The 20635-nt window shown below is 37.8% G+C and carries 21 protein-coding genes; 9 read left to right on the top strand and 12 right to left on the bottom strand.

Annotated elements, in window-relative coordinates:
• The first annotated feature begins 307 nt into the window (after nt 1-307).
• From CYO90_RS05520 to hpf, 5 genes are all read left to right on the top strand, one after another.
• Nucleotides 308-3697 (top strand): hypothetical protein, encoded by a 3390-nt coding sequence (locus tag CYO90_RS05520; RefSeq protein ID WP_258030667.1) that lies wholly within the window; start codon nt 308-310, stop codon nt 3695-3697.
• Nucleotides 3691-4335 carry a type II secretion system protein gene (locus CYO90_RS05515; RefSeq protein WP_103578766.1) on the top strand — a complete coding sequence of 215 codons (645 nt, stop codon included), beginning with the start codon at nt 3691-3693 and terminating at the stop codon, nt 4333-4335. Before CYO90_RS05520 ends, CYO90_RS05515 begins: the two co-directional genes overlap by 7 nt.
• A complete protein-coding gene (locus tag CYO90_RS05510) occupies nt 4332-5303 on the top strand; it encodes a prepilin-type N-terminal cleavage/methylation domain-containing protein (RefSeq protein WP_103578765.1) in 972 nt (323 codons plus the stop codon). The genes CYO90_RS05515 and CYO90_RS05510 overlap by 4 nt, the downstream gene beginning before the upstream one ends.
• Complete coding sequence (locus CYO90_RS05505; RefSeq protein WP_103578828.1) at nt 5303-5737, top strand: hypothetical protein; 435 nt, start codon at nt 5303-5305, stop codon at nt 5735-5737. The genes CYO90_RS05510 and CYO90_RS05505 overlap by 1 nt, the downstream gene beginning before the upstream one ends.
• 80 nt (nt 5738-5817) lie before the next feature.
• Nucleotides 5818-6345: a ribosome hibernation-promoting factor, HPF/YfiA family gene (gene hpf / locus CYO90_RS05500; protein ID WP_004317788.1), complete on the top strand. Its 528-nt coding sequence runs from the start codon at nt 5818-5820 to the stop codon at nt 6343-6345.
• A gap of 426 nt (nt 6346-6771) precedes the next feature.
• Here the strand turns inward: hpf and rpsR are convergent, their stop codons facing one another.
• The 6 genes from rpsR to CYO90_RS05470 all read right to left on the bottom strand — a co-directional run bounded on the left by rpsR (nt 6772) and on the right by CYO90_RS05470 (nt 11812).
• A complete protein-coding gene (gene rpsR / locus CYO90_RS05495) occupies nt 6772-7032 on the bottom strand; it encodes a 30S ribosomal protein S18 (RefSeq protein ID WP_004317775.1) in 261 nt (86 codons plus the stop codon).
• 16 nt (nt 7033-7048) lie between these two features.
• Nucleotides 7049-7576 (bottom strand): single-stranded DNA-binding protein, encoded by a 528-nt coding sequence (locus CYO90_RS05490; RefSeq protein ID WP_004317797.1) that lies wholly within the window; start codon nt 7574-7576, stop codon nt 7049-7051.
• Nucleotides 7577-7589: 13 nt separating this feature from the next.
• Nucleotides 7590-8009 carry a 30S ribosomal protein S6 gene (rpsF, locus tag CYO90_RS05485; RefSeq protein ID WP_004317779.1) on the bottom strand — a complete coding sequence of 140 codons (420 nt, stop codon included), beginning with the start codon at nt 8007-8009 and terminating at the stop codon, nt 7590-7592.
• 77 nt (nt 8010-8086) lie between these two features.
• Nucleotides 8087-9085, bottom strand: a complete 999-nt coding sequence (gene holA / locus CYO90_RS05480; protein ID WP_103578764.1) for a DNA polymerase III subunit delta — start codon at nt 9083-9085, stop codon at nt 8087-8089.
• Nucleotides 9078-10997 carry an RNB domain-containing ribonuclease gene (locus tag CYO90_RS05475; RefSeq protein WP_103578763.1) on the bottom strand — a complete coding sequence of 640 codons (1920 nt, stop codon included), beginning with the start codon at nt 10995-10997 and terminating at the stop codon, nt 9078-9080. The genes holA and CYO90_RS05475 overlap by 8 nt, the downstream gene beginning before the upstream one ends.
• Nucleotides 10994-11812, bottom strand: coding sequence for an HDOD domain-containing protein (locus CYO90_RS05470; RefSeq protein ID WP_103578762.1), 819 nt, complete (start codon nt 11810-11812; stop codon nt 10994-10996). The genes CYO90_RS05475 and CYO90_RS05470 overlap by 4 nt, the downstream gene beginning before the upstream one ends.
• Nucleotides 11813-11954: 142 nt before the next feature.
• Here CYO90_RS05470 and ilvC point away from each other — a divergent pair, with 142 nt between their 5' ends.
• Genes ilvC through ruvX form a run of 4 tightly spaced genes read left to right on the top strand, consistent with a single transcriptional unit; the run spans nt 11955 to nt 15576 of the window.
• Complete coding sequence (gene ilvC / locus CYO90_RS05465; RefSeq protein ID WP_103559128.1) at nt 11955-12977, top strand: ketol-acid reductoisomerase; 1023 nt, start codon at nt 11955-11957, stop codon at nt 12975-12977.
• Between the two features lie 3 nt (nt 12978-12980).
• Entirely contained in the window at nt 12981-14429 is a 1449-nt protein-coding gene (locus tag CYO90_RS05460; protein WP_103578761.1) for a divergent polysaccharide deacetylase family protein, read from the top strand.
• The gene (gene dprA, locus CYO90_RS05455) at nt 14426-15196 is read left to right on the top strand and encodes a DNA-processing protein DprA (RefSeq protein ID WP_103578760.1); all 771 of its coding nucleotides are present in this window, start codon (nt 14426-14428) and stop codon (nt 15194-15196) included. Before CYO90_RS05460 ends, dprA begins: the two co-directional genes overlap by 4 nt.
• On the top strand, nt 15193-15576 hold the full coding sequence (gene ruvX / locus CYO90_RS05450; RefSeq protein WP_103578759.1) for a Holliday junction resolvase RuvX: 384 nt from the start codon (nt 15193-15195) through the stop codon (nt 15574-15576). Before dprA ends, ruvX begins: the two co-directional genes overlap by 4 nt.
• Here the strand turns inward: ruvX and CYO90_RS05445 are convergent.
• The 6 genes from CYO90_RS05445 to CYO90_RS05415 form a co-directional block, all read right to left on the bottom strand.
• Entirely contained in the window at nt 15571-16365 is a 795-nt protein-coding gene (locus tag CYO90_RS05445; RefSeq protein WP_103578758.1) for a hypothetical protein, read from the bottom strand. The genes ruvX and CYO90_RS05445 overlap by 6 nt on opposite strands.
• Nucleotides 16362-17384, bottom strand: coding sequence for a tRNA preQ1(34) S-adenosylmethionine ribosyltransferase-isomerase QueA (gene queA, locus CYO90_RS05440; RefSeq protein WP_103578827.1), 1023 nt, complete (start codon nt 17382-17384; stop codon nt 16362-16364). The genes CYO90_RS05445 and queA overlap by 4 nt, the downstream gene beginning before the upstream one ends.
• On the bottom strand, nt 17377-18132 hold the full coding sequence (tatC, locus tag CYO90_RS05435; RefSeq protein WP_021092305.1) for a twin-arginine translocase subunit TatC: 756 nt from the start codon (nt 18130-18132) through the stop codon (nt 17377-17379). The genes queA and tatC overlap by 8 nt, the downstream gene beginning before the upstream one ends.
• Nucleotides 18132-18530, bottom strand: coding sequence for a Sec-independent protein translocase protein TatB (gene tatB, locus CYO90_RS05430; protein ID WP_012140063.1), 399 nt, complete (start codon nt 18528-18530; stop codon nt 18132-18134). Before tatB ends, tatC begins: the two co-directional genes overlap by 1 nt.
• A gap of 67 nt (nt 18531-18597) precedes the next feature.
• Nucleotides 18598-19644 carry a radical SAM family heme chaperone HemW gene (gene hemW / locus CYO90_RS05420; protein WP_103578757.1) on the bottom strand — a complete coding sequence of 349 codons (1047 nt, stop codon included), beginning with the start codon at nt 19642-19644 and terminating at the stop codon, nt 18598-18600.
• 55 nt (nt 19645-19699) lie between these two features.
• On the bottom strand, nt 19700-20584 hold the full coding sequence (locus tag CYO90_RS05415) for a helix-turn-helix domain-containing protein (protein WP_103578756.1): 885 nt from the start codon (nt 20582-20584) through the stop codon (nt 19700-19702).
• Between the last annotated feature and the right edge of the window lie 51 nt (nt 20585-20635).

Raw genomic sequence — 20635 nt, 5'->3', positions numbered from 1 at the left:
TGAAGAACCTAGTTTAGGAACAACTAAATTCCCAAACTCATCTAGTGCAAAATTTAAATTTGAAGAAAAAAGTCAATATGAAAGGGAACACATAGATGGGAGCAAAATAAAATATGCGAGATTATATTGGGGAGGTAGCTTATATAAAGAATGGAATATAAAAACAAACTATTTTGCAACTATCTTTGAAGACACATATGGTTATTCAAGAGTAAATTTTAAGACTCCAAAAGGAACATTTGTAGTACAAGCAGATAAAGATGATATCAAATGGATTGGATCTTTTTCTCAAGGTGATCCAACTATAATGACGCATGATAGTTGGACAAAAGATGCAAGTCCTAATATAAGTGGAAGAGGCGGATATTACTATATTTATCAAGCAAGTGCCAACGTAACAAAAGAGGTGAGGGATAGCCTTGGTACTTCAAGTCAAAATAGAACATTTAGTGTTGGTAATATAGCGGCTAGTATTATAAAGTTAGAAAAAGAAACAAATAAATCCATAACATTTCCTGTTTTTACTACACCTATTGAAATGGTAACTAAAAAATTTAACTCACCTTATGGAGCTATACTTTACGGAGATGGCAAATGGAATTCGTCTTTTAGTGCTTCTCAGTTTGGTGGTTGGAGTTTAGTTATAGTTTATGATATGGGTGAAGATGGTGAAGTAAAAGGAGTCGAGCCAAGAGCAGTAAATATATATGATGGTATGGCAAATATCTATCCTGGCGGTATTGGAGTTAGCCAAGTAAATTTAAAATTTGATGGTTTTTACACTCCACCAAGCGGAGATATTAGATCAACCTTGGCTCTTTTTAGCTTTGGAGGTAGACAAGAAGTGAAAGGTGATGATATAGCAATAAAGCAGGATGGTACTTTTAAAAGTGTTTGGTCTCCGCTAAATTTACAAAACGCAAAAGATAATCAGTTTAACTCTTCTATTGCCAGATTTAATAATCCAGCAGATAGTAGCAAAATTTATAATGGACAGATGGATCTTGATTTATTTGACATTTCAGACAATATGTCGCATAGACAAAAAGATGTAGAGGTGCAGTTTCAAGTTACCAGTGAACGTGATCAGGATGGTAACTTCCAGGGAGAGAGACAAAACATTGGTATGGTTGCCTTTTCTACCTTGCTCTATAATCCTAAAGTGTGCTACACAGAAAAGCTTGAGGTTAGTAGAGATAAAGGTGCTAGCTGGATACCTGTAAAGTTAAAGGGCAGTTCTGGAGAATCAACTATCGTAAAAAAAGGCTCCTTGGTAAGGACTACCGTAACAGTTGAAAATGGAGGTAGCGAGGATGCTTATGGCTCTATCTTAAGAGTAAATTTAAAACCTGAATTTATGAGCTATAAGGATACTTCTACTAATTTAAGAACTAGTAAGGTGATAATATCTGATGCGAGATCAAATTCAGAAAACTGGACCACGCTTACTAGCGATACTAATGAAAATCTAAACAGGATTGATAGTCATACTTTAGAATATAAAATAGGAAAAAACGCAAGCCATGCAGTAGGCGGAGAGCTAACGCATGGTCGTCAAAACTATGCAAGAGTTCAGTTCATAGGCGTGATAGAAAAAGAGTATAAAAAGACAAGATATGAGGCTAAATTTCAAAATAGTGACGCAGGCTTAAAGTTTGATGATAGGATAAGCGAATGTATTCTAACATCGCCTAATCTAAAGATCGTAGAGGAAGAAGAAAATGACTTCTATCCACGAAGTAAAAAAGATGATAATTCAAATGGGGACTATAAAAACAGGCTTTTTACAAAGATAGCAAAAAAACCTTTTAGTATATACATCACAAACTATAGTGAGATAGATGGAAAGGCAAAAGCACCCGACTCGCCTACTGATGTGGATCTTAAACTTGTAGAGAACTGCAGTAGTGAAAATTCTGTATTAGGGCATCCTGTAACACTTCATTTTGCAAGTAAAGACACTGAAGAAGTAAAAGTAACTGTGCCAAGACCTTATAGGAAACTTCATGTTAAGCTAAAGTATCATAGCAAGCCAAAAAATCAAGATGTGGTAAAGTGTGAAGTCTTTGATGCATTTGCTGTAAGACCAGCTATGTTTCAGCTCTATGATAAGTCAGGCAGTGGTGGTGTATATAATGGTAGTAGTGTACTTGTGGGAGGTAAAGACTATAAGGACATAACTCTAGCTGCTTATAATATAGATAATACAACTCTTGCAAATGGATATACAAATACCCTAACAGCAGGCAGCTCAGTAACTGGAGTAAATCGTTATACAGAAAACAATGTATCAATCTTGCCTGTGGATAAGGCAGGGTGCATAATCACCGAAGATACAAAAAAGAGATTAAGTGAAGACAATAAACTAAAGATAGCCTTTGACAATCCAGCAAAAGCGGTAGGTACTATAACTAATTTAAAAACAAATAAAGAGGGATTTTCTTTCTCTGATATCGGAAATGCTAAATTTTATGTGGTGGATAAAAGCTATACAAGTATAGATAAAAAAACTCCACCACAAGATAGTGACTGTGTGCTTGATAAGAGTGATAATAATGAAAATACCGAAGGCAAGGTCGGTTGTGATATAGAATTTGGTGAGAAAAAATTTGGTTTTGAGCCAAATGATCTTGAAGTAAGCGAGTTTAAAATTTTGCCAAGAGGTATTAGCTACATTGCAAATGAAAGCAATGCAAGCTTTACCCCTATCTTGAGCTTTAAAGTAAAAGCTAGACTTTTTGATGATAATCCTGCACTTTTATATAAAGACGGTTGTTACTCAAACAATACACGCTTTAAGATAAAAGTAGGAGAAATGATAAATGGCTATACTGACAACAATGGCACCTTACTAAAAAACGACACAGATGGGTTAGCTAAGCTAAATAGTGAAATTTTGTTTTTTGGCAATCTTGATGCTAACAAAGTCGAAAAAGTACATCCAGCTTCTTTACACGAAGGGCTCTTTGAAGTCAAAAAAGAAGCGTTTAAAGGCGGCTATGCTGATGTAAATTTAAAATTTAATTTCAAACGCGAGAAAAATATGGCTAAAAATCCTTTCGAGGTAACAAGTGATACTTTCACGTTTGAAAGTTTAGTCGATGCAAATAAAACAAAAAACAATGGCAACTACAAAAAGCCAACTACAAAAACATCGGCGAAATTTTACTACGCTAGGACATACGCACCTTACTATGAGGGGCCAAACACTGGCTTTAAGGCAAAAATTTACTACGGAGTGTATTGTAATGGTTGCGACGAGAGCAAATTTATGTTGCAAAAACCAGGATCAAGCGCTCGCTGGGAGGAGTTTGCTGGTACGCACTCATGGTATGTAAATCCTCTGCACGATGCTAGTTATGGCAATGTAGATAGTTACAGCTTTTCAAATCACACTACGCGAGATATAGCCAAAGAGACAGCACTTAGTGACGGCGTCAGCTACATTTATGTAAAAAATGACCGAGCAGTTACAGATATAGCTAAGATGCATACGAAAAACTGGCTCATATATAATGAATTTGACAAAGATGCAGCGACAAATGATTTTACAGTGAGATTTCTCGTGCCAAATGGTGACTGGGCTGGCAAGACCCTAAAAAGTGGCTCTGGCAAAGGTGACGTAGGAAATGTCATAGGCGGCGAAAACAACTTTAACGATCTAAGCGATAAGACAAATAGGAGAATTTCTTGGTAAAAAGAGGCTTTTCTCTTATAGAGCTTATCCTCTCGATAGTCGTTGTGGCGATTATCAGTACGTCGATACCGCTTGTACTAAAGACCACATCTGAGCTAAATCAAAAGGCAGTTACGCAAGAGAGCTTGATGAATGCCAAGACCTACATGGGGCTTATCTTAAAAGCTCCCTTTAGCGACAAGGTCATCAAGGTCTCGACAAACATTGGCGGCAGTAGCGCTGAGACGGCTTACTTTTTTCCTATCATATTAAAGCCAGGTGATAAAAGAAACGAATTTTATAAGATAAATAAAATAACAGGCGACGGACATAGAGTTTTTGCCTATACAAACTCATCAGATCTAGCGCTTGATGCAGCCGTGAGGTCTGTGGATTATTACAAAACAAAAAATAAAAATTTAAACACGGCAAATCAAAGCAGAGACTATATAGTTGGCTCAGACTATGAGGTAAGTGTTAGCGAGGATAAGGGCTGGTTTAAGCCAAATTTGGCGCTAGATAACAGCGACGTAAAAGAGATAGTAGTAACTGCAACTTCATACAAAAATGATACAAAACAAGAGACGACATCGGTGCTAAGAGCTTACGCTTTTAACCTAGGTGAGGGCGGCTCGCTAAATACGAAAGCGTGGAAATGAAAAGAGCCTTTACTCTCCTTGAGCTTGTAGTCGTCATCGTCGTACTTGGTATCATCGCTATGATGAGCTTTAATGCCATAATGAACATCTACTCAAACTACTTTCAAACAAGGACAGTAAATGAGCTCGAGACGCAAACGGAGATCGCACTGGAGCAAATTTCAAAGAGGCTAGAACACCGCATAAAGCCAAGCGTGATCGCTAGAAAAACTGATGGAGCTTTTTTGGCGCTAAATGATAGCGGGGTAAATTTAAATGCCGAGTATGAAATTTTAGAATTTATCCCCTATGCGTATGAAATTTTTAATGACGTTATATCCCTTGATGCTAATGACAATGTCATAGAGCAGGGCGGAAAGGCAGGCAGATATAGTGGCTACGCAGATCTTGCTAAGAGCTCACCAGCAACTGGTCTTATAAGTCCGGGAAGTAATTTCACTACTGGAGTGGTCGAGACCATAAAAGATCTAACTTGCAAAGATGACACAAGAAATAGTAAATGCGTGGATTTTGAAAATAAAGATGGCGGTGTTGTAGCGATATTTTATGATGTTTATTATGATGTGCAAAACTCTTTTGGGTATAAAGGTATTTCAAATTTAGACATAGCAAAAGTTGGTGTAAAAGGCGGTCAAAGTGGTTTAAACGGCGATACGCTAGAAATTTCTGGTTTTGCAAACAAACAAATTTCAGAGCAGTATCATCTAGCCTACACAGCAAATGCCATAGTACCAGAGCAAAGCGCTGATCCAAAAGATACAGCAAATGGCGTCTTTGATCTAAATTTATACTACGACTATCGTCCATGGATGGGAGAAAAATATAAACAAAATGGCGAAAAAGCAACCCTTGCCAAAAACGTTACGAGGTTTGTCTTTACTGAAAAAAATGGTGTCATCGTGCTAAAACTTTGCATGAGAGCAAAAAACTCAGAGATAACCATCTGTAAGTCAAAGGCGGTTTATTGATGAGGCGAGGATTTACACTCATTGCAGCGATATTTTTTGTGGTGATCGCAAGCTCTATTTGTATGCTAGCTCTTTCGATCGCTAGCACTTCAGTTAAGCAAAATAGTGAAATTTATCTAAGAGAGCAAAGCGAGCTGGTAGCCCGTGCAGCGACAGAATACGCCATGCTAGCTATCATAAGCAATGACTTTTATAAAACTGGAGCAGTTTGCCTTGGCGACGAGCATAATCCGATAGCTGGCGAATTTGGTGATCTTTTTACCTTTAAAGTATTTGTAAAATACTTTGGCGATATGGGCATTTGTTCTGGTGACGCAGTGGCTACTACTGGAACAAATCAAGGCACGATAATGCTTGATGTATTTGTCAGCTCAAAACCAGGAAAAGCCTCAAATCCTATAAATTTTCACAAACGAACTCTTCAGAAACTTTAAAATTTTATAAAGATTTTACTTTAATTTGCTTTTAGTTTCGTCGTGTTATAATTATCTTACTTTCTATAAAGGAGATTGCGATGAACATAAGCATTGTAGGAAAACAATTTGAGCTAACAGAGCCCATCAAAAACTACATCCAAGACGCTTTTGACACCCTTGGCAAGTACAACCTTGACATCATCTCAGCAAGATGCGTAGTAGGAGCAGACGAAAAGCAAGGTAAAAAGGGCTTTAATGCAGAGTTTTCTCTAAATATGGCACATAAAGACACGATAGTCGTTCGCCAAAAAGATAAAGATCTCTATGCGGCGATTGATCTTGCTATCGAAAAGGCTTCAAAAGTTTTAAGAAGAGAGCACGATAAGAAATTTACCGTAAAAGGTAAGGCTGATGATAAAGAATTTCGCTCTAGAATAGGCGAAGAAAAGATCGAAGGTGTTGAGGAGATCGTGCCTATGGAGCTTGAAATTTACAAACCACTTGAGGTAGAAGAAGCGCTTGATAAACTAAAATCAAGCGATAAACAATTTTACGTATTTAACGATGTCGATGCCAAAATGCGCGTCATCTACAAAAGAACAGACGGAACTTTTGGTCTATACTAAAACTATGGGGCGCTTTGCCCCTAAATTTATTATCCATTTTTAACTCTTGCTTTAAATTCCAAATTTTATTTTGTGTTCTCTAGTGTTTTGTGTGGTAGAATTTTCATGATCAAATTCTAAATTTAACTTGCTAAATAATATAAAATTGAGTGCCAAATTTAAAAAATATTTTGTTGTTTAAAAATGGTGCATAAATTTAAAAATTAGCGAGTGAAATTTATAAAAACACTCTAAAAACCTTGATGAAAATTAATATGTAAAGTTAAAGAATAGACAGCGTTTAGATAAATTTGGTTACTTAGGTAATTTTAAAATGCTTATAAATTTAAGAATTTGATGAGAAAATTTTATAAAAGATTAGAAATAGTAAATATTAAGAGTTGAATTTAAAAGATTTTAGCCCAAAATAGGGCTAAAATTTATGGATTATAGACCTTCAAAAGGGTTCGAAACTACGTCTTTACGATCAACTATGTAAGGTATGATAGCCGCGTGGCGAGCTCTCTTGATCGCTTTTTCTACCATCTCTTGGTATCTTTTTGATGTGCCAGTTAGGCGTCTTGGCATGATTTTAAATCTCTCTGACAAGCAATACTTCAAAAGTGAAGTGTCTTTGTAATCTATAAAATCAATTTTCGCTTCTGTAAATTTGCAATATTTGCGTGAATATTTTCTTTTTTCTGCCATTTTTTATCCTTTAAAATTAAAACGGTATTTCTTCGTTGTTGAAGCTATCAGCATCAACGTCTATATCAGGAACTTCTGAATAACTCTCTTGCTTTCTTTGCGTCGTAGCTTGTGGTCTAGTTTCTTGTTGGCGGCTGTATTGATTGTTTTGATATCCGCCTTGTTGTCCGTAGCCACCACTATTTTGGCTATTCATAGAGTATCCGCCTTGTTGCGTTTGGTTATTTGAGCCAAGCATCTCCATGCTCTCAACGGCGATAGAGTGTTTTGAACGATTTTGTCCGTTATTGTCGGTCCACTGATCAAATTTGAGTCTTCCTTCGATAAGCAGCTTTGATCCCTTGTTGAGATATTGGTTTGCTATCTCTGCACTCTTGCCAAAAAATGATATATCAATAAAGCAAGTCTCATCTCTTCTTTCCCCATTTGAGGTGATTTTGCGTGTCACAGCTATACTAGAATTTCCTATGGCAACGCCGCTAGTAGTATATCTAAGCTCTATATCTCTGGTTAAATTTCCAACTAATACTACTTTATTGAACATTTTTTATCCTTGATTATTCTTCTGTAAATGTTTGCTCGTCTACTTTTTCAGCTCTTGGCTCGCGTGGTGCTCTTGGCTCGCGAGGTTCTTTTTTTATAGTTTGCTTGATACCTTTGCAAAGTCTTTCCCAAGCTGCGATTTCGCGTTTGTTTTCATATTTAACGCTTAAAAATCTTATGATATCTTCTGTAATCCTTACGTTTCTTGTAAGCTCTGCAAGAAGTGCTGGTGGAGCTTTGTAGTAGATAACAAAATATGTTCCACGCTCATATTTTTTGATGGTATAAGCTAGCTTTCTAGTGCCCATCTCAACGACAGTAGCGATCTCGCCGCCGTTTTTTGTTATGACTTCTTTTACGAAATCAACCTTAGCTTTAACTTCCTCTTCCGTCAATGTCGGCTTAAGAATAAATAAAAGCTCGTAATGTTTCATTTTTTCTCCTTATGGATATTTAGCTCACTTTGTGAGCAAGGATTTTGCATTAAGCAAGGGTGGATTTTAGCTTAAATTTACTTAATATTTGCTGTTGATGTGAGGTGCTGGAGGTTTAAAATGGTTGATAAAACGAAAATTTCTTTATCCATTTTTGTATTTGTTTTTAGCTCTAGCTCGGCTAAATTTAGCGTTTTAAAGATCTCTAAATAGGCATTTAAACTTAGCTTTAAGCTATTTGCTTTTAGTAAATTTGCCACATTTACTGGTGGCTGATAGCCGATCGCTTCGTCTAAATTCAAGCGGCCATTTATCTTTATATAAGAGTAAATTTTAAATAGCCTAAAAAATGCCTTGTAAAGTGAGTTTAGAAGTAAAATTTCATTAAAATTTGGATCTTCTAAGTAGGTAAAAAAGTCGTTTTTTATATCTTTTAGAGCCATAAATTTATTGAAAAAATCATCAAAATTTATCCCGCCAAGTCCAAAAACAAGCCTTTTTACATCGTCTTGTTCGATGTGGGTGTTTAGGCTCTTTAGTTTTGTTAGCTCGCTTGCTGCAAGGTATAAATTTTCATTATGCGTAAAATAAAGCTCATAAAGTGCGTTTTTGGTTATGTTTAGGCCTATTTTAGCTGAGCTTTTGGCTAGTAAATTTATCGCTTCATCTGGGTTTGATGGCTTAAAAAATCTAGCAAAATTTGTCCCAAAAGCCTTTTGCGTATCAAAAACTAGCTTCATATCAGCCTCATAAAGCTCAAACAAAAAGTAGTTGTCCTGGCTCTTTGAACAAAGCGAGATGAGCTCTTTTAGCTCTTTTGCTGGGATCTTTTTGTCGCTTTTTACATAGAGGATATTTTTGCCGCCAAAAAGCGACTGCTCACTTAGGTGAGAGCTTGCTTGCGCGTAGTTGTACTCGTCAAAATAAAGGCTTAATAAATTTGCATCTTCGCTTGCATAAAAGCTCAAAATTTCTTTGCCAAAAAGCTCTATCTGAAACTCATCTGCGCCAAAAAGCAAGAAGTAGTTGCTTAAATTTGCATTTGTTAAATTTAGCTCCAAATCTTTTCTATACATCGATCTTTCTTACCACTTTTGCAAAAATTTTAGCGCTCGCGATATCAGCCTCTGTGATCTTTACGACAAGCTTTTGAAGTAAATTTGCGCTGTATCCAGTGATGAAAATCCTAGCTCCAACAAAGTAATCATCAAGCTTAGCGACCAAAACATTTTGGTTTTCGCTCACGTAGCAGCGCACCTCTTTGCCGATATTTGCAGCTGCCCAGCGTGCAAATTTCCTATCCATAAAGTCGTAGGCTACCTTGTCAGCCTCTCTTTCAAGCTCGCTTAAGGTTGCACATGTGCTTTGGATGTTTAAAAGTAAGAAGTTGTAAAGCTTCTCATCTTTTGAAATTTTAGCTTTTAAAAGTCTGTGTAAAATAAGGTCAGTATAGCGTCTAATAGGGCTTGTAAAGTGTGTGTATCTATCAAATCCAAGCCCAAAGTGGCCTAAATTTTCACTTGAATATTCAGCCTTTTTTTGTGACTTGATGATGAGCTTGTCTATCTCCTCGCGGTTGCCTAGTTCATCGGCCTTTAGCTGGATCTTTCTTATCAAATTTGCAAGGTCACTCTCGTAGGTAAAGTCAAGCCCTAAAAGTTGCAAGTCCTCAAGCAAGGTATCTATCTTTTTAAAATCAGGCGAAGCGTGGTTTCTAAAAACGCCCTTTGTAATGAGCTTTGCAGCAGCTTTGTTTGCTAAAAGCATGCAGTCCTCGACTAGTCTATGTGAGTCGGAGTCGCTTTCAAACTTGGTTTGTGAAATTTGCCCCTCTTCATCAAGGCTCATTCTAAGCTCTTTTGTCCTAAAGTCAAATGCGTGCAAAAGCCTTTTTTTGCGAAGTTTCGTGGTGAGTTTAAAAAGTGGCTTGATCCATGAAATTTCACACTCTCTTTTGCCCTCTAAAATTTCATCGATCTCATCGTAGTTAAAGCGCCTTTTTGAAAGGATGATCGTTTCAAAACGCTCCTCTTTTTTTACATCGTTGTTTGCATCGAGTGAAATTTTAAAACAAAATGCAAGGCGCGGCACATCTGGCTTTAGCGAGCAGATATTTTCACTAAGCGCACGCGGCAACATCGGCACTGAGATGTGCGGAAAGTAGATAGAAAAGCCTCTTTTTTTAGCCTCGCTATCGATAGCACTATATGCGGTCACATACTCGCTTACATCGGCGATTGCTACGTAAATTTCTCGCTTTTTCTCATCAAAATATATGGCATCGTCAAAGTCTTTGGCATCGACTGGGTCGATCGTGCAAAAGTCTAAATTTCTTAGATCAACCCTGTTTGGATACATGCTAGCATCGACTTCATCGCCAAATGCCTTTGCCTCAAGCTCGCAAGCCTCGCTAAATTTATCATTTTTATTATAAATAGCAAGCGAAATTTTCTCATCGCTTAGCGGATCTTCTAAATTTCCTAAAACCTCGACTATTTCATTGTTTAGGTTGTTTATCTTTAGTAGCGTCCCAAGCGGGAGCATCTTTAGGCTTTTTTGAGTTGCCTTTAGGGTTGTACTTAGCCCAGTTTTTAAATTTACCCCTAAAATGGCCACTCCAAAGCGTTTTGTATAGACCACGCTAGTCTCATTTGCAAGCTTTAGGCTCATTACTATCTTAGCGCTTTGGCGTTTTTTCTTAAGTGGCAAAAGCTTTGCTAACACGATATCACCAAGGTGAGAGTTGTTTAAATTTTTATTTTCGACGATGATATCTTGCTTGAAGCGCTTGTCAAATGGCATGATAAAGCCAGTTGCGTTTTGGCTTATGTCTAGCTTGCCGCAGACATAGCCGTTGTTTAGGTAAAATTTATTTTTGTGGGAGCTTACGGCACCAAGGTTTAGGAGATTACGTAAGACCTCTTTATCTTCGTTTGATATCTCTTTTTCTTTGATGCCAACGAGTAGTGATGTTAAAAATTCTTTCACAAATTGTCTTTGACTTTGCTAACAGCCATTAAAAATGTATCTCTCTCAAAGCCATATTCGTTTATAAGAAGTGTTGCATTATTTATGCTTACATCGTCAAGCTGGTTAAAGATATTAACCGCTGTTTTTACTACCTTTAGAGCCCTTGCGTACTCTTTTATGTGATCAGGTGCCTCTTCTGGAGTATTTGAATAAAGTATTGAATTAATAAGTTCTGTCTCAAGGTTCCATTGTTCAAAAATTTTAGCAGTAACCTCTTCATTTGTCATATCAAAAATCTCTGTTTCTAATAAAGCTAGATCAACAGAGCCTGTTATTTTTTTTATTTTTTCTTTAAATTCTATATTCTGGTTGTTTTCAACTAATTCATGAGCAAGCACTATCTTTCCAACTTCTAGCATAAATGAGGCTGGAGAGAGGACTTCTAGTTTTTTAGGATTAATTTTGGAATACCAATGATACATTAATGTATTTTGCATTATAGATATATTTAAGAAGTCTTGTCCTGTGATACTATAAGGTTCTAAATTGATAGAAAAACTTTTCCTGATAGCACTTGATAATGCAAAGCCGCGGATAGTAGCCATACCAAAAAGTGAAATGGCTCTCGCGATAGTCGTGATCTCTTGAGAGAAACCGTAAAGCGGTGAGTTTGCAGAACGTAAGATGTTTGCTGTTAACATCGGATCCTTTTCGACCACTTTTGTAAGGTCGTTTATCGAGCTGTTTTCGTCAGCGTGTATACGTTGAATTTGTATAACAGTGTCATCTAGCGGAGGTAATGTCTTGATTTTTTTTAGAATAGATTCATTCATTGAGTCGTCTCTTTTGGTTAAATTTCTGTGTATTTTAGCAAAATAAATTATCATAAAACTTAAAATTAGTTTCTGCCTGTTTCAGCCGAATTTTTGCTGGCTAGAGTTATAATTTAGCCAAATTTTAACAATAGGAGAAACAATGGCCATAAATGTTTATTATGATAAAGACTGTGATTTAAGCCTTATTCAGAGTAGAAAAGTAGCGATCATTGGCTTTGGCTCACAAGGTCACGCACACGCTGAAAATTTAAGAGACAATGGTGTAAGCGTCGTAATCGGTCTTGCAAAAGGCGGCAAAAGCTGGGCAAAAGCTGAGGCAAAGGGCTTTGAAGTAAAAACTGTAAGTGAAGCTACAAAAGGCGCTGATGTAGTTATGATCCTAACACCAGACGAGCTTCAAGCTGAAATTTATAAAAATGAGATCGAGCCAAATTTAAAAGATCACGCTGCTATCGCATTTGGACATGGTTTTAACGTTCATTTTGGACAGATCAAAGCTCCGGCAAACATAGACGTCATCATGATCGCTCCAAAAGCTCCAGGACACACAGTTAGAAGCGAATTTGTAAGAGGTGGTGGCATACCTGATCTTATCGCTGTCGAGCAAAATGCAAGTGGAAAGGCTAAAGAAATCGCTCTAAGCTATGCTTGCGGCATAGGTGGCGGTAGAACTGGCATCATTGAGACAACATTTAAAGATGAAACTGAAACAGATTTATTTGGTGAGCAAGCTGTGCTTTGCGGTGGTCTTTGCGCACTTGTAAATGCTGGCTTTGATACACTTGTAGAGGCTGGATATGAGCCTGAGATGGCGTATTTTGAGTGCTTACACGAGCTAAAACTAATCGTTGATCTAATGTATCAAGGTGGCATGGCTGATATGCGCTACTCTATCTCAAACACAGCTGAATATGGCGATTACGTAAGTGGTGTAAGAGTAGTTGGCGAAGAGAGCAGAAAAGCTATGAAAGAAGTTTTAAGAGAAATTCAAAATGGTAAATTTGCAAAAGACTTCATCCTAGAGAGAAAAGCAGGATATGTTAGAATGAACGCTGAACGCGGTATAGCTGAGAGAAGCTTGCTAAATAAAACTGGCAAAAAACTTCGCGCAATGATGCCTTGGATAACTAACGGCAAACTTATAGATCAAAGCAAAAACTAAGCCTTGAGCGAAAAAAAGACTACAAAGAAGCGTCCTGCGAAAAAGAGTGCAGGTCGCTCTCATAATAAAATTTTACTTGGTATCGGTGTTATCGCTGCTATTTTGATAGTGGCACTCATCGCAGCTCTTAGTATCAAAAACAAAGATGTTGAGCAGATAAGTAAAGTAAATGAGCCAAAGAGCGAGAAGCAAATTTCAAAAAAGGCCGAGCAAAAAGTTGCTAGCAAAGATAAAAAACAAGAGTATGAGAAGAGAAAATACCCTCTAAAATTTGATGAAGATGAAAATTTAAGTAAAATTTTTACCGATCCTAAACACAAAAGCGAACTTGCTCTAAAGCCAAAAACTGAGCCAAAAGAGCAAAAAAAAATAACTCCTGAGATAAAACCTGAAGTAAAAGTAGAAGCTAAAAAAGAAGAGCCAAAAAAAGAGCAAAACGATACTAAAAATTTGCTTGCAAATTTATATAAAAATATGCAAAGTAGCGTAGATACAAGCTCTGAAGCAAAGAGTGAAGAAAAGCCTGAGCAAAAGCCTGAGCAAGTAATCGAGCCATTTTACGCAGGCAAAAATGAAGTAAAAGCAGATACAAAAACAGAGCAAAATAAAAGCGCTGAAGCAAATTTAAGCATAAAAGAAAATTTAAAGCATAGTGAAATTTTAAAACCAGAACCTACTAAAAAAAGCGGGATTGAGCCTGGCAAAAAAGATAAGAAGCAAATTTACAGCGAAAAACCGCAAAAAGAGGGCGCGAAAAAAGATGACTTTGCGGTTGTGCCATTTACTCCAAATAGCAGCGTAAAAGGGCGTGCTAAGTTAGTGCTAATAATCGATGATGTGGCGACATTTGAGCATGCTAGCATGGTAAAGTCGCTTGGTCTAAAGATAACGCCGTCTATTTTTCCAGCGACAAAAACTCACCCAGATACACCTTCGATCGCTAGGTCGTTTGAGTTTTACATGATACATCTGCCGATGCAGGCAAAGCACTTTGATAGCCCAGAGATAGGCACTCTAACGATAAATGAGAGTTTTGAGAGTATGCATGAAAAGATAAAAAAGATACGCAAGGACTTCCCGCGTGCAAAATATACAAACAACCATACAGGATCGCGTTTCACGAGTGATTATGACGCGATGGACAAGGCTTATAGAGCGCTGATAGAGCAGGGTTTTATCTTCGTTGATAGCAAGACGATCGCTCAAACTGCGGTGGCAAGGGCTGCGAAAAAGTATAATCAGCCTTACATTTCAAGAGATATATTTTTAGATGATGATCCATCGGCTAGTGCTGTCAGACGTGAGCTTGTAGCTGCTGTAAATTTAGCCAAAAAAAGAGGCTACGCGATCGCCATCGGACATCCAAAGAAAAATACGATCGCAGTGATAAAAGCTAGCAAAAACAACATCTTAAAAGATGTAGAAGTTGTTTATCTAAAAGATATTTTATGAAGCTTGAAATCATCCCAGAGGCGCTAAATAGGCTAAAAAATCCCCCAAAAGAGCTAAATTTCATAGGCGACACTTCGCTTCTTAGCATGCCAAAAGTAGCAGTCGTTGGCTCAAGAAAGGCAAGTGTCTATACAAAAGAGTGTGTCACGGCACTTTGCGCAGCGCTAAAAAGTGCAAATGTTTGCGTGGTGAGTGGTGGGGCTATCGGTGTGGATATCACAGCTCATAAAGCTGCCATGCCACGAACTATCGGTGTTTTTGCGAATGGACTTGACATCATCTATCCAGCTCAAAATAGGGCGTCGATAAAAGAAATTTATGAAAAAGGCTTGGCTCTAAGCGAGTATGACGAGGGTGAGCCACCGATCGCTTATAGGTTTTTAGAGCGAAACCGCATAGTTGTGGGGCTTGCACAAGCCCTGGTTGTCGCTCAGGCTGATCTAAGAAGCGGCTCTATGCAAAGCGCAAGACTGGCAAATGAGCTTAAAATCCCTCTCTTTGTCCTGCCGCAGCGCATAAATGAGAGCAATGGGACAAATGCCTTGCTAGCTAGCAAAAAGGCCGAGCTTATCGATGATTACGTTAAATTTGCTTCGCTTTTTGGCGAGGTAAAAGTGCAAGAAAAAACAAGCGACGAGATCTTGAAATTTTGCAAAAACGGCGTTAGCCTTGATGAAGCATTGTCTAAATTTGGCGAGATCATCTACGAGTACGAGCTTGATGGGCTAGTTGAAATTTCAAATTTAAGAGTAAAAAGCGCGCTATGAAAGAGAAATTTATGGCGATCGATGTTGGACTAAAGCGCATAGGGCTTGCTTTTGGCTTTGGCGAGGTCGTGACGCCCCTTGAGCCAGTTCTCAGAAAAAACAGAAACCAAGCCGCAAGAGATGTGAGCCAAAAAGTAAATGAATACGCTCCTAACACGCTAGTGGTGGGCGTGCCAATCGGTGGTAGTAGCGAAGACGAGATGAGAAGGCGCATAGAGCACTTTGTATCGCTTCTTGACGTGCAGGCTAATATCGTCTATCAAGATGAGGCCTTTAGCAGCAGCGAGGCAAGTGAAATTTACACAAACACAAAGCGAGATGGCAGACTTGATAGCGTCTCAGCCACTATTATTTTAAAGAGATACCTAAAAATTTTATAAATTCCTAGCCACTATCTCCAAAGTCTCGTGCAAACTATCGCTAGTAAATGGCTGCCTAAGCGTAGTCATCTTCTCGCTTTTTATGCTTTTGGCTTCATCCTTGCTAATGATGACGATGTAGAAATTCTTAAGCTTTTGATAAGTTAGCATCTCGTCAAGCCTTGCTTTGTCGCTTAGATACTCCTTTTGCACAAAGATTATGTCTGGCTTGAAAATGGCATCTTTTATGTGTAAATTTAAACTCTCAAAGCTCTTTTGTTTGCTAAGCTTCAGCCCATTAAAGCTTAGTTCATGGCTTATAATCGAAAATATATCTTCATCTTGACAAGCTATTATTGCATTTTTACCAGACAAGTTAGATATTTTTGAATTGCGTTTTTTGAAAGTGCCACTTTTTGGCAATGGAATATTTATATTTATACAAAAGCCATCGACTATTTGATTTATATGAGCATTTAGTTCACTTAATAAAACATCTGCTTCATTTATAAGTTTTTTATTTTGTTTTAATGGCACTGTTGTGCATTTTATATATATGTCAAAATGCACTGAAGTTAAACTATAATTAACTATATTAAAAATTATTGAAAGTTTTGAGTTGGTGACTTCTTTTAAATAATATCTGCTTAAATTTTTGATCGCGCCTATTAGCTTGTGTGCTTCAAAGCTTAGATAGCGTGGGTAGTTTGGATTGTAGTTAAAGACGATGGCGTTATCTCTAGTGGTTGCGTCTTTAAAAAGTGCCTCTAAAAAAAGCTCCATTTGCGCGACAAAATCGACATTTTTCATATCACAAGCATCCCATCGCCATATGAGTAAAATCTATACTTTTGGCTAACTGCAGTTTCGTAAATCCTTATTGTCTCCTCAAGCCCTATAAAGCTAGTAACTAGCATTATCAGCGTTGATTTTGGTAGGTGAAAATTTGTAAGCAGATACTCTTGCCTGATCGGTCTATTGTTTAGGTTTAAAAATAGCTTGCAAAAGCCACTTGGCTGCTTGCTTCTAGCAAATTCTTCAACGCACCTAGTAACTGTCGTGCCAACGCCAAGGATGGGCTTATTTGAGCTTATGATCTCGCATGCTTGCTCGCTGATCTCGTAAAACTCAGAGTGCATCTTGTGGTCATTTATGTTTTGGCACTCCACGCCTTTAAACGTCCCAGCGCCCACGTGAAGTGTGATGTAGGCGACCTCGTGTTTTGCTTTTATGCTCTCTAACATCTGCTCGCTAAAGTGCAGACTAGCTGTCGGAGCTGCCACTGCGCCACTATTTTTGGCAAATATGCTTTGATACCAGCTCTCATCATCCTTTGTATCAGCCCTTTTGATATATGGCGGAAGTGGGACGTGGCCGATCTTTTCTAGTTCGCTAAAAAGTTGCGTCGTATCTAAAATAACGCCATTTTTGGTGAAATTTACCACCCTTGAGCCATCATCATTTAGCTCAAGCACATTTACCTTTATATCATTAGCGAAATTTAAAACGCTACCAACGCTCACTCTGCCCCTTATATAGACGCTAAATTTATTATCATTAAGAGGTTGATTTAGCATCACTTCGCAGGCTCCGCCACTTTGCTTATGCCCTAAAATGCGAGCCTTAACTACCTTTGTATTGTTAAAAATGACTGCCGCGTCCTCTGGGATGAGGCTGGCTAGATCTTTAAATTTATAGTGTTTTATCTCTTTTGTTTTTTTAAAATAAACAAGCAGCCTTGCCTCTTCTTTTGGCAAAACTGGCTCTTTTGCGATGAGCTTTTCTGGCAAAAAGTAGTCGTAGCTTGAGATATCGTTTATGTCACTCATCGTCTGCGTCGCTGTTTGTGTCGCTATCTTGCTCATCGTCGTCGCTTTTGCCGGCTCTTTTAGCGACTATTATTGAAATTCCATAAAGTCCGATGAGTGGCAGTGCCATTAAAATTTGGCTTATAACATCTGGCGGTGTGACGATAGCTGCGAAGATAAAGATGACGACTACTGCGTATCTGAAATAATCTTTTAGCATCTTGTCATCAACAAGTCCTATCTTTGCTAAGAAAAATGTAATGACTGGCAGCTCAAATGAAATTCCAAAGCCGATCAGCAGTTTTGTAAAAAAGCCAACGTATTCGCCGATGCTTGGCAGTGCCGTAAAGAGCTGGCCGCCAAAATTTACCAAAAATGTAAAACCAAGCGGGATGACCACGTAGTAACAAAACGCCGCCCCACACGCAAACATAAATGAAGCAGAGAGGACAAATGGGATCACATATTTTTTTTCATTATCATAAAGTCCAGGTGCGACAAATAGCCAAAACTGCCAAAAAATGATAGGCAAAGCAAGCACCAAGCCAGCAAAAAATGCGACCTTCATTGCAGTGAAAAATGGCTCTTGGATCTGTGTAAAGATGATGTTTGAGCCAGCTGGCAAGACCTGCTTTAGCGGCTCGCTCATCCATGCAAGCAGTGGATTCCAAAATGTAAAACAGATGCCAAAACAGACAAAAACGCTTACAATGCTTATAAAAAGCCTCTTTCTAAGTTCGATCAAATGGGGTCTTAGCTCTTCAAACATCACGCCTCTTTTTTATCGTTTAAGATCGCATCTTTAACTAAATTTGTTGGATTTTGTATATTTTCTACCGTTTTTTTGGTGTCGCTTACGACGTTTTGTATGCTCTCAGTGACGTCGCTTGCACTTTTTTTGATCTCGTCAAGCTCTTCAAATGTGAGCTTTTTACGCACGCTTTGCGCACTTTGAGTTATGCTCTCTTTGTATTTTTGAGCGTCTTCTTTGAGCTCGGCTATCTTCATCTCTTGATCAAATGTCGATTTTGCGTCGTTTATGCCTTTTTTAAACATCTTTAGAAATTTAGCGATCTGCACCATCGCACTTGGCAGCTTGTCAGGGCCCAAAACTAGCACAGCGATCACGGCGATGACCAAGATCTCAGAAAAACTCATTCCAAACATTTTTGCCTCTGTTAAATTTTATTTAAGCTTTGTATTTTATCTTGACTTTGCTCAAATTTTTATAAATTTAGCCCTCGATAAAGAGTGCGATCTCGTCGCTTAGTAAGAAATTTGGGTTATAAAATTTGCCCTCTTTAAATAGCAGTTTTTCATTTTCTACAAGTAAATTTGCTCTTTTTTTCTGAGCCTCACTTAAGCGCCCAGCCTCCACGCCAACGACGCTTCTAAGCCCTAAAAATATATGCTCTCTTGCTAGCTCGCTTTGGCTTAAAATTTCTTTTTCTCTATGTGTTGGCTGAGCGATGTAGGCGTCTATGCTACTTTTGGCGTAGTATCTGGTGGCGTCCTTAAAGCCCACGCTAAAAGCTCCCACGCCAAGGTAGTTTTTGCCCTGCCAGTAGCCAAGATTATGCCTGCAAATTTGGCCGAAATTTGAAATTTCATACTGCCTAAAGCCAGCCCTCTGGGTCTGCTCTATCATAAATTTGGCCAAAGTGTCGCTATCCTTTTTATAGCTTTTTTTGCCAGCAAACGGGGTGTTTTCTTCAAGCGCGAGCGAGTAGGCGCTTAGATGCGTGATAGCAAGACTTTTTAAATTTTCAATCTCCGCCAAAAGGCGCTTTTTGGTATCAAATTTAGTGTCATAGATGAGGTCTAAATTTATGCTCTTAAAGCCAGCTGTATGGGCATTTTCAACCGCTTTAAAAATTTGCTCCCTGCTGTGAATGCGCCCTAGAAATTTAAGCTTATCTTCAAAAAAGCTTTGAGCGCCAAAGCTTATGCGGTTTGCGCCTAAAATTTTTACATGCTTTAGCCAAGCTAAATTTGCAGAATTTGGATTTGCTTCAAATGTGATCTCAGTTTCTGGCGTGCAAAGTGGAGCTAAAATGCTAAAAATTTCATTATAAAATTTGGCATTTACCGCGCTTGGTGTGCCGCCGCCAAAAAAAATGGTTGAAATTTCTTTTACATTTTGGCTTTTTAGCTGAAAATTTAGATCAAGGCAAAGCGCTTTAAAATAGGCGCTAACCTTGTTAAATTCGTCATCGCTTGAGCCAAAAGCGCAGTAAGGACACTTGCTTTCACAAAATGGCACGTGGATATAAACTTGCAAATTTCTCTCTTTTTTAAATTTTGGCGATTATAAGAAATTTGGCATTTAGTGCAGTTTAAAAGTAGCTTTTTTGCCTTATTAGCTCGCTTGGTAAAAAGCCAAAAGTGCCTTTAAAAATTTTTGCAAAATGAGCTGCATTTGCGTAGCCAACGATGCCGGCAGCCTCTTTTATGCTGATATCATTTTGTTTTAAAAGGGCAAATGCAAGCTTTAGCCGCTCTTTTGCTAAAAGCTGATAGATCGTATCTTTAAAAAAGAGTTTAAAATTTTTCTTAAGCCAAAAGTCATTAGTGCCGCAAAGATGCGCTAACTCCTTGATGCTTGGGGGATTTTGCATGCGAGTAAGTAAGATTTTCTTAGCCTTTAAAAGCACTTTTTCTTCGTCACTGCTAAAATAAATTTTCTCATCTTTTAAGGCTTTACTCTTATAGATTAGCTCTAAAATTTTTGACTCTATAAAGATCTCTCTCATCATGCCATCATATAAATTTGTCGTCTCAAGCTCGTTTAAAACGCAAATTTGAGCCTTATCTTTTTTGTATTTTATAAGATCAAATTTCTCTTCAAATTTTAGCTCACTAAAAATTTCAAGCTTATTTGCGTACTGCTCTTCAAAAAGCAAGGTTTTGGTTTTATAAAATTTATTTTGATATTCAAAAACGCCTTTTAAGCTATCATTTACTAGCCCTATGCAAAACTCATCCCTGTTTAAAAGATACTCTTTTTTATCAAGTTTAAAGCAAAGATTATCTTTTGCTTCGTTAAACATTAAAAATAGATATTTTTTATCTCCCTCGCTCTCTCTTTTGATGATTTCGTTGCATAAAATCTCGCTTTTTAGGTAGCTGATGCCATTATTTTGTTTGAAAAATTCTACATTTATCCGCTTGTTGTTTTGTGAGATTTTACTTATGCCATATCTTTTATCTAAATTTATCATTTTATCCCTTGAGCGTTAAATTTAATCCCTCTAGCGTTATGTCTGATATTG

This window comes from Campylobacter concisus (assembly GCF_002913745.1).
GTDB classification, from domain to species: Bacteria; Campylobacterota; Campylobacteria; order Campylobacterales; family Campylobacteraceae; genus Campylobacter_A; species Campylobacter_A concisus_R.
Note: the sequence above shows the minus strand (reverse complement) of the source record. Positions and strands in the feature narration are given on the sequence as shown.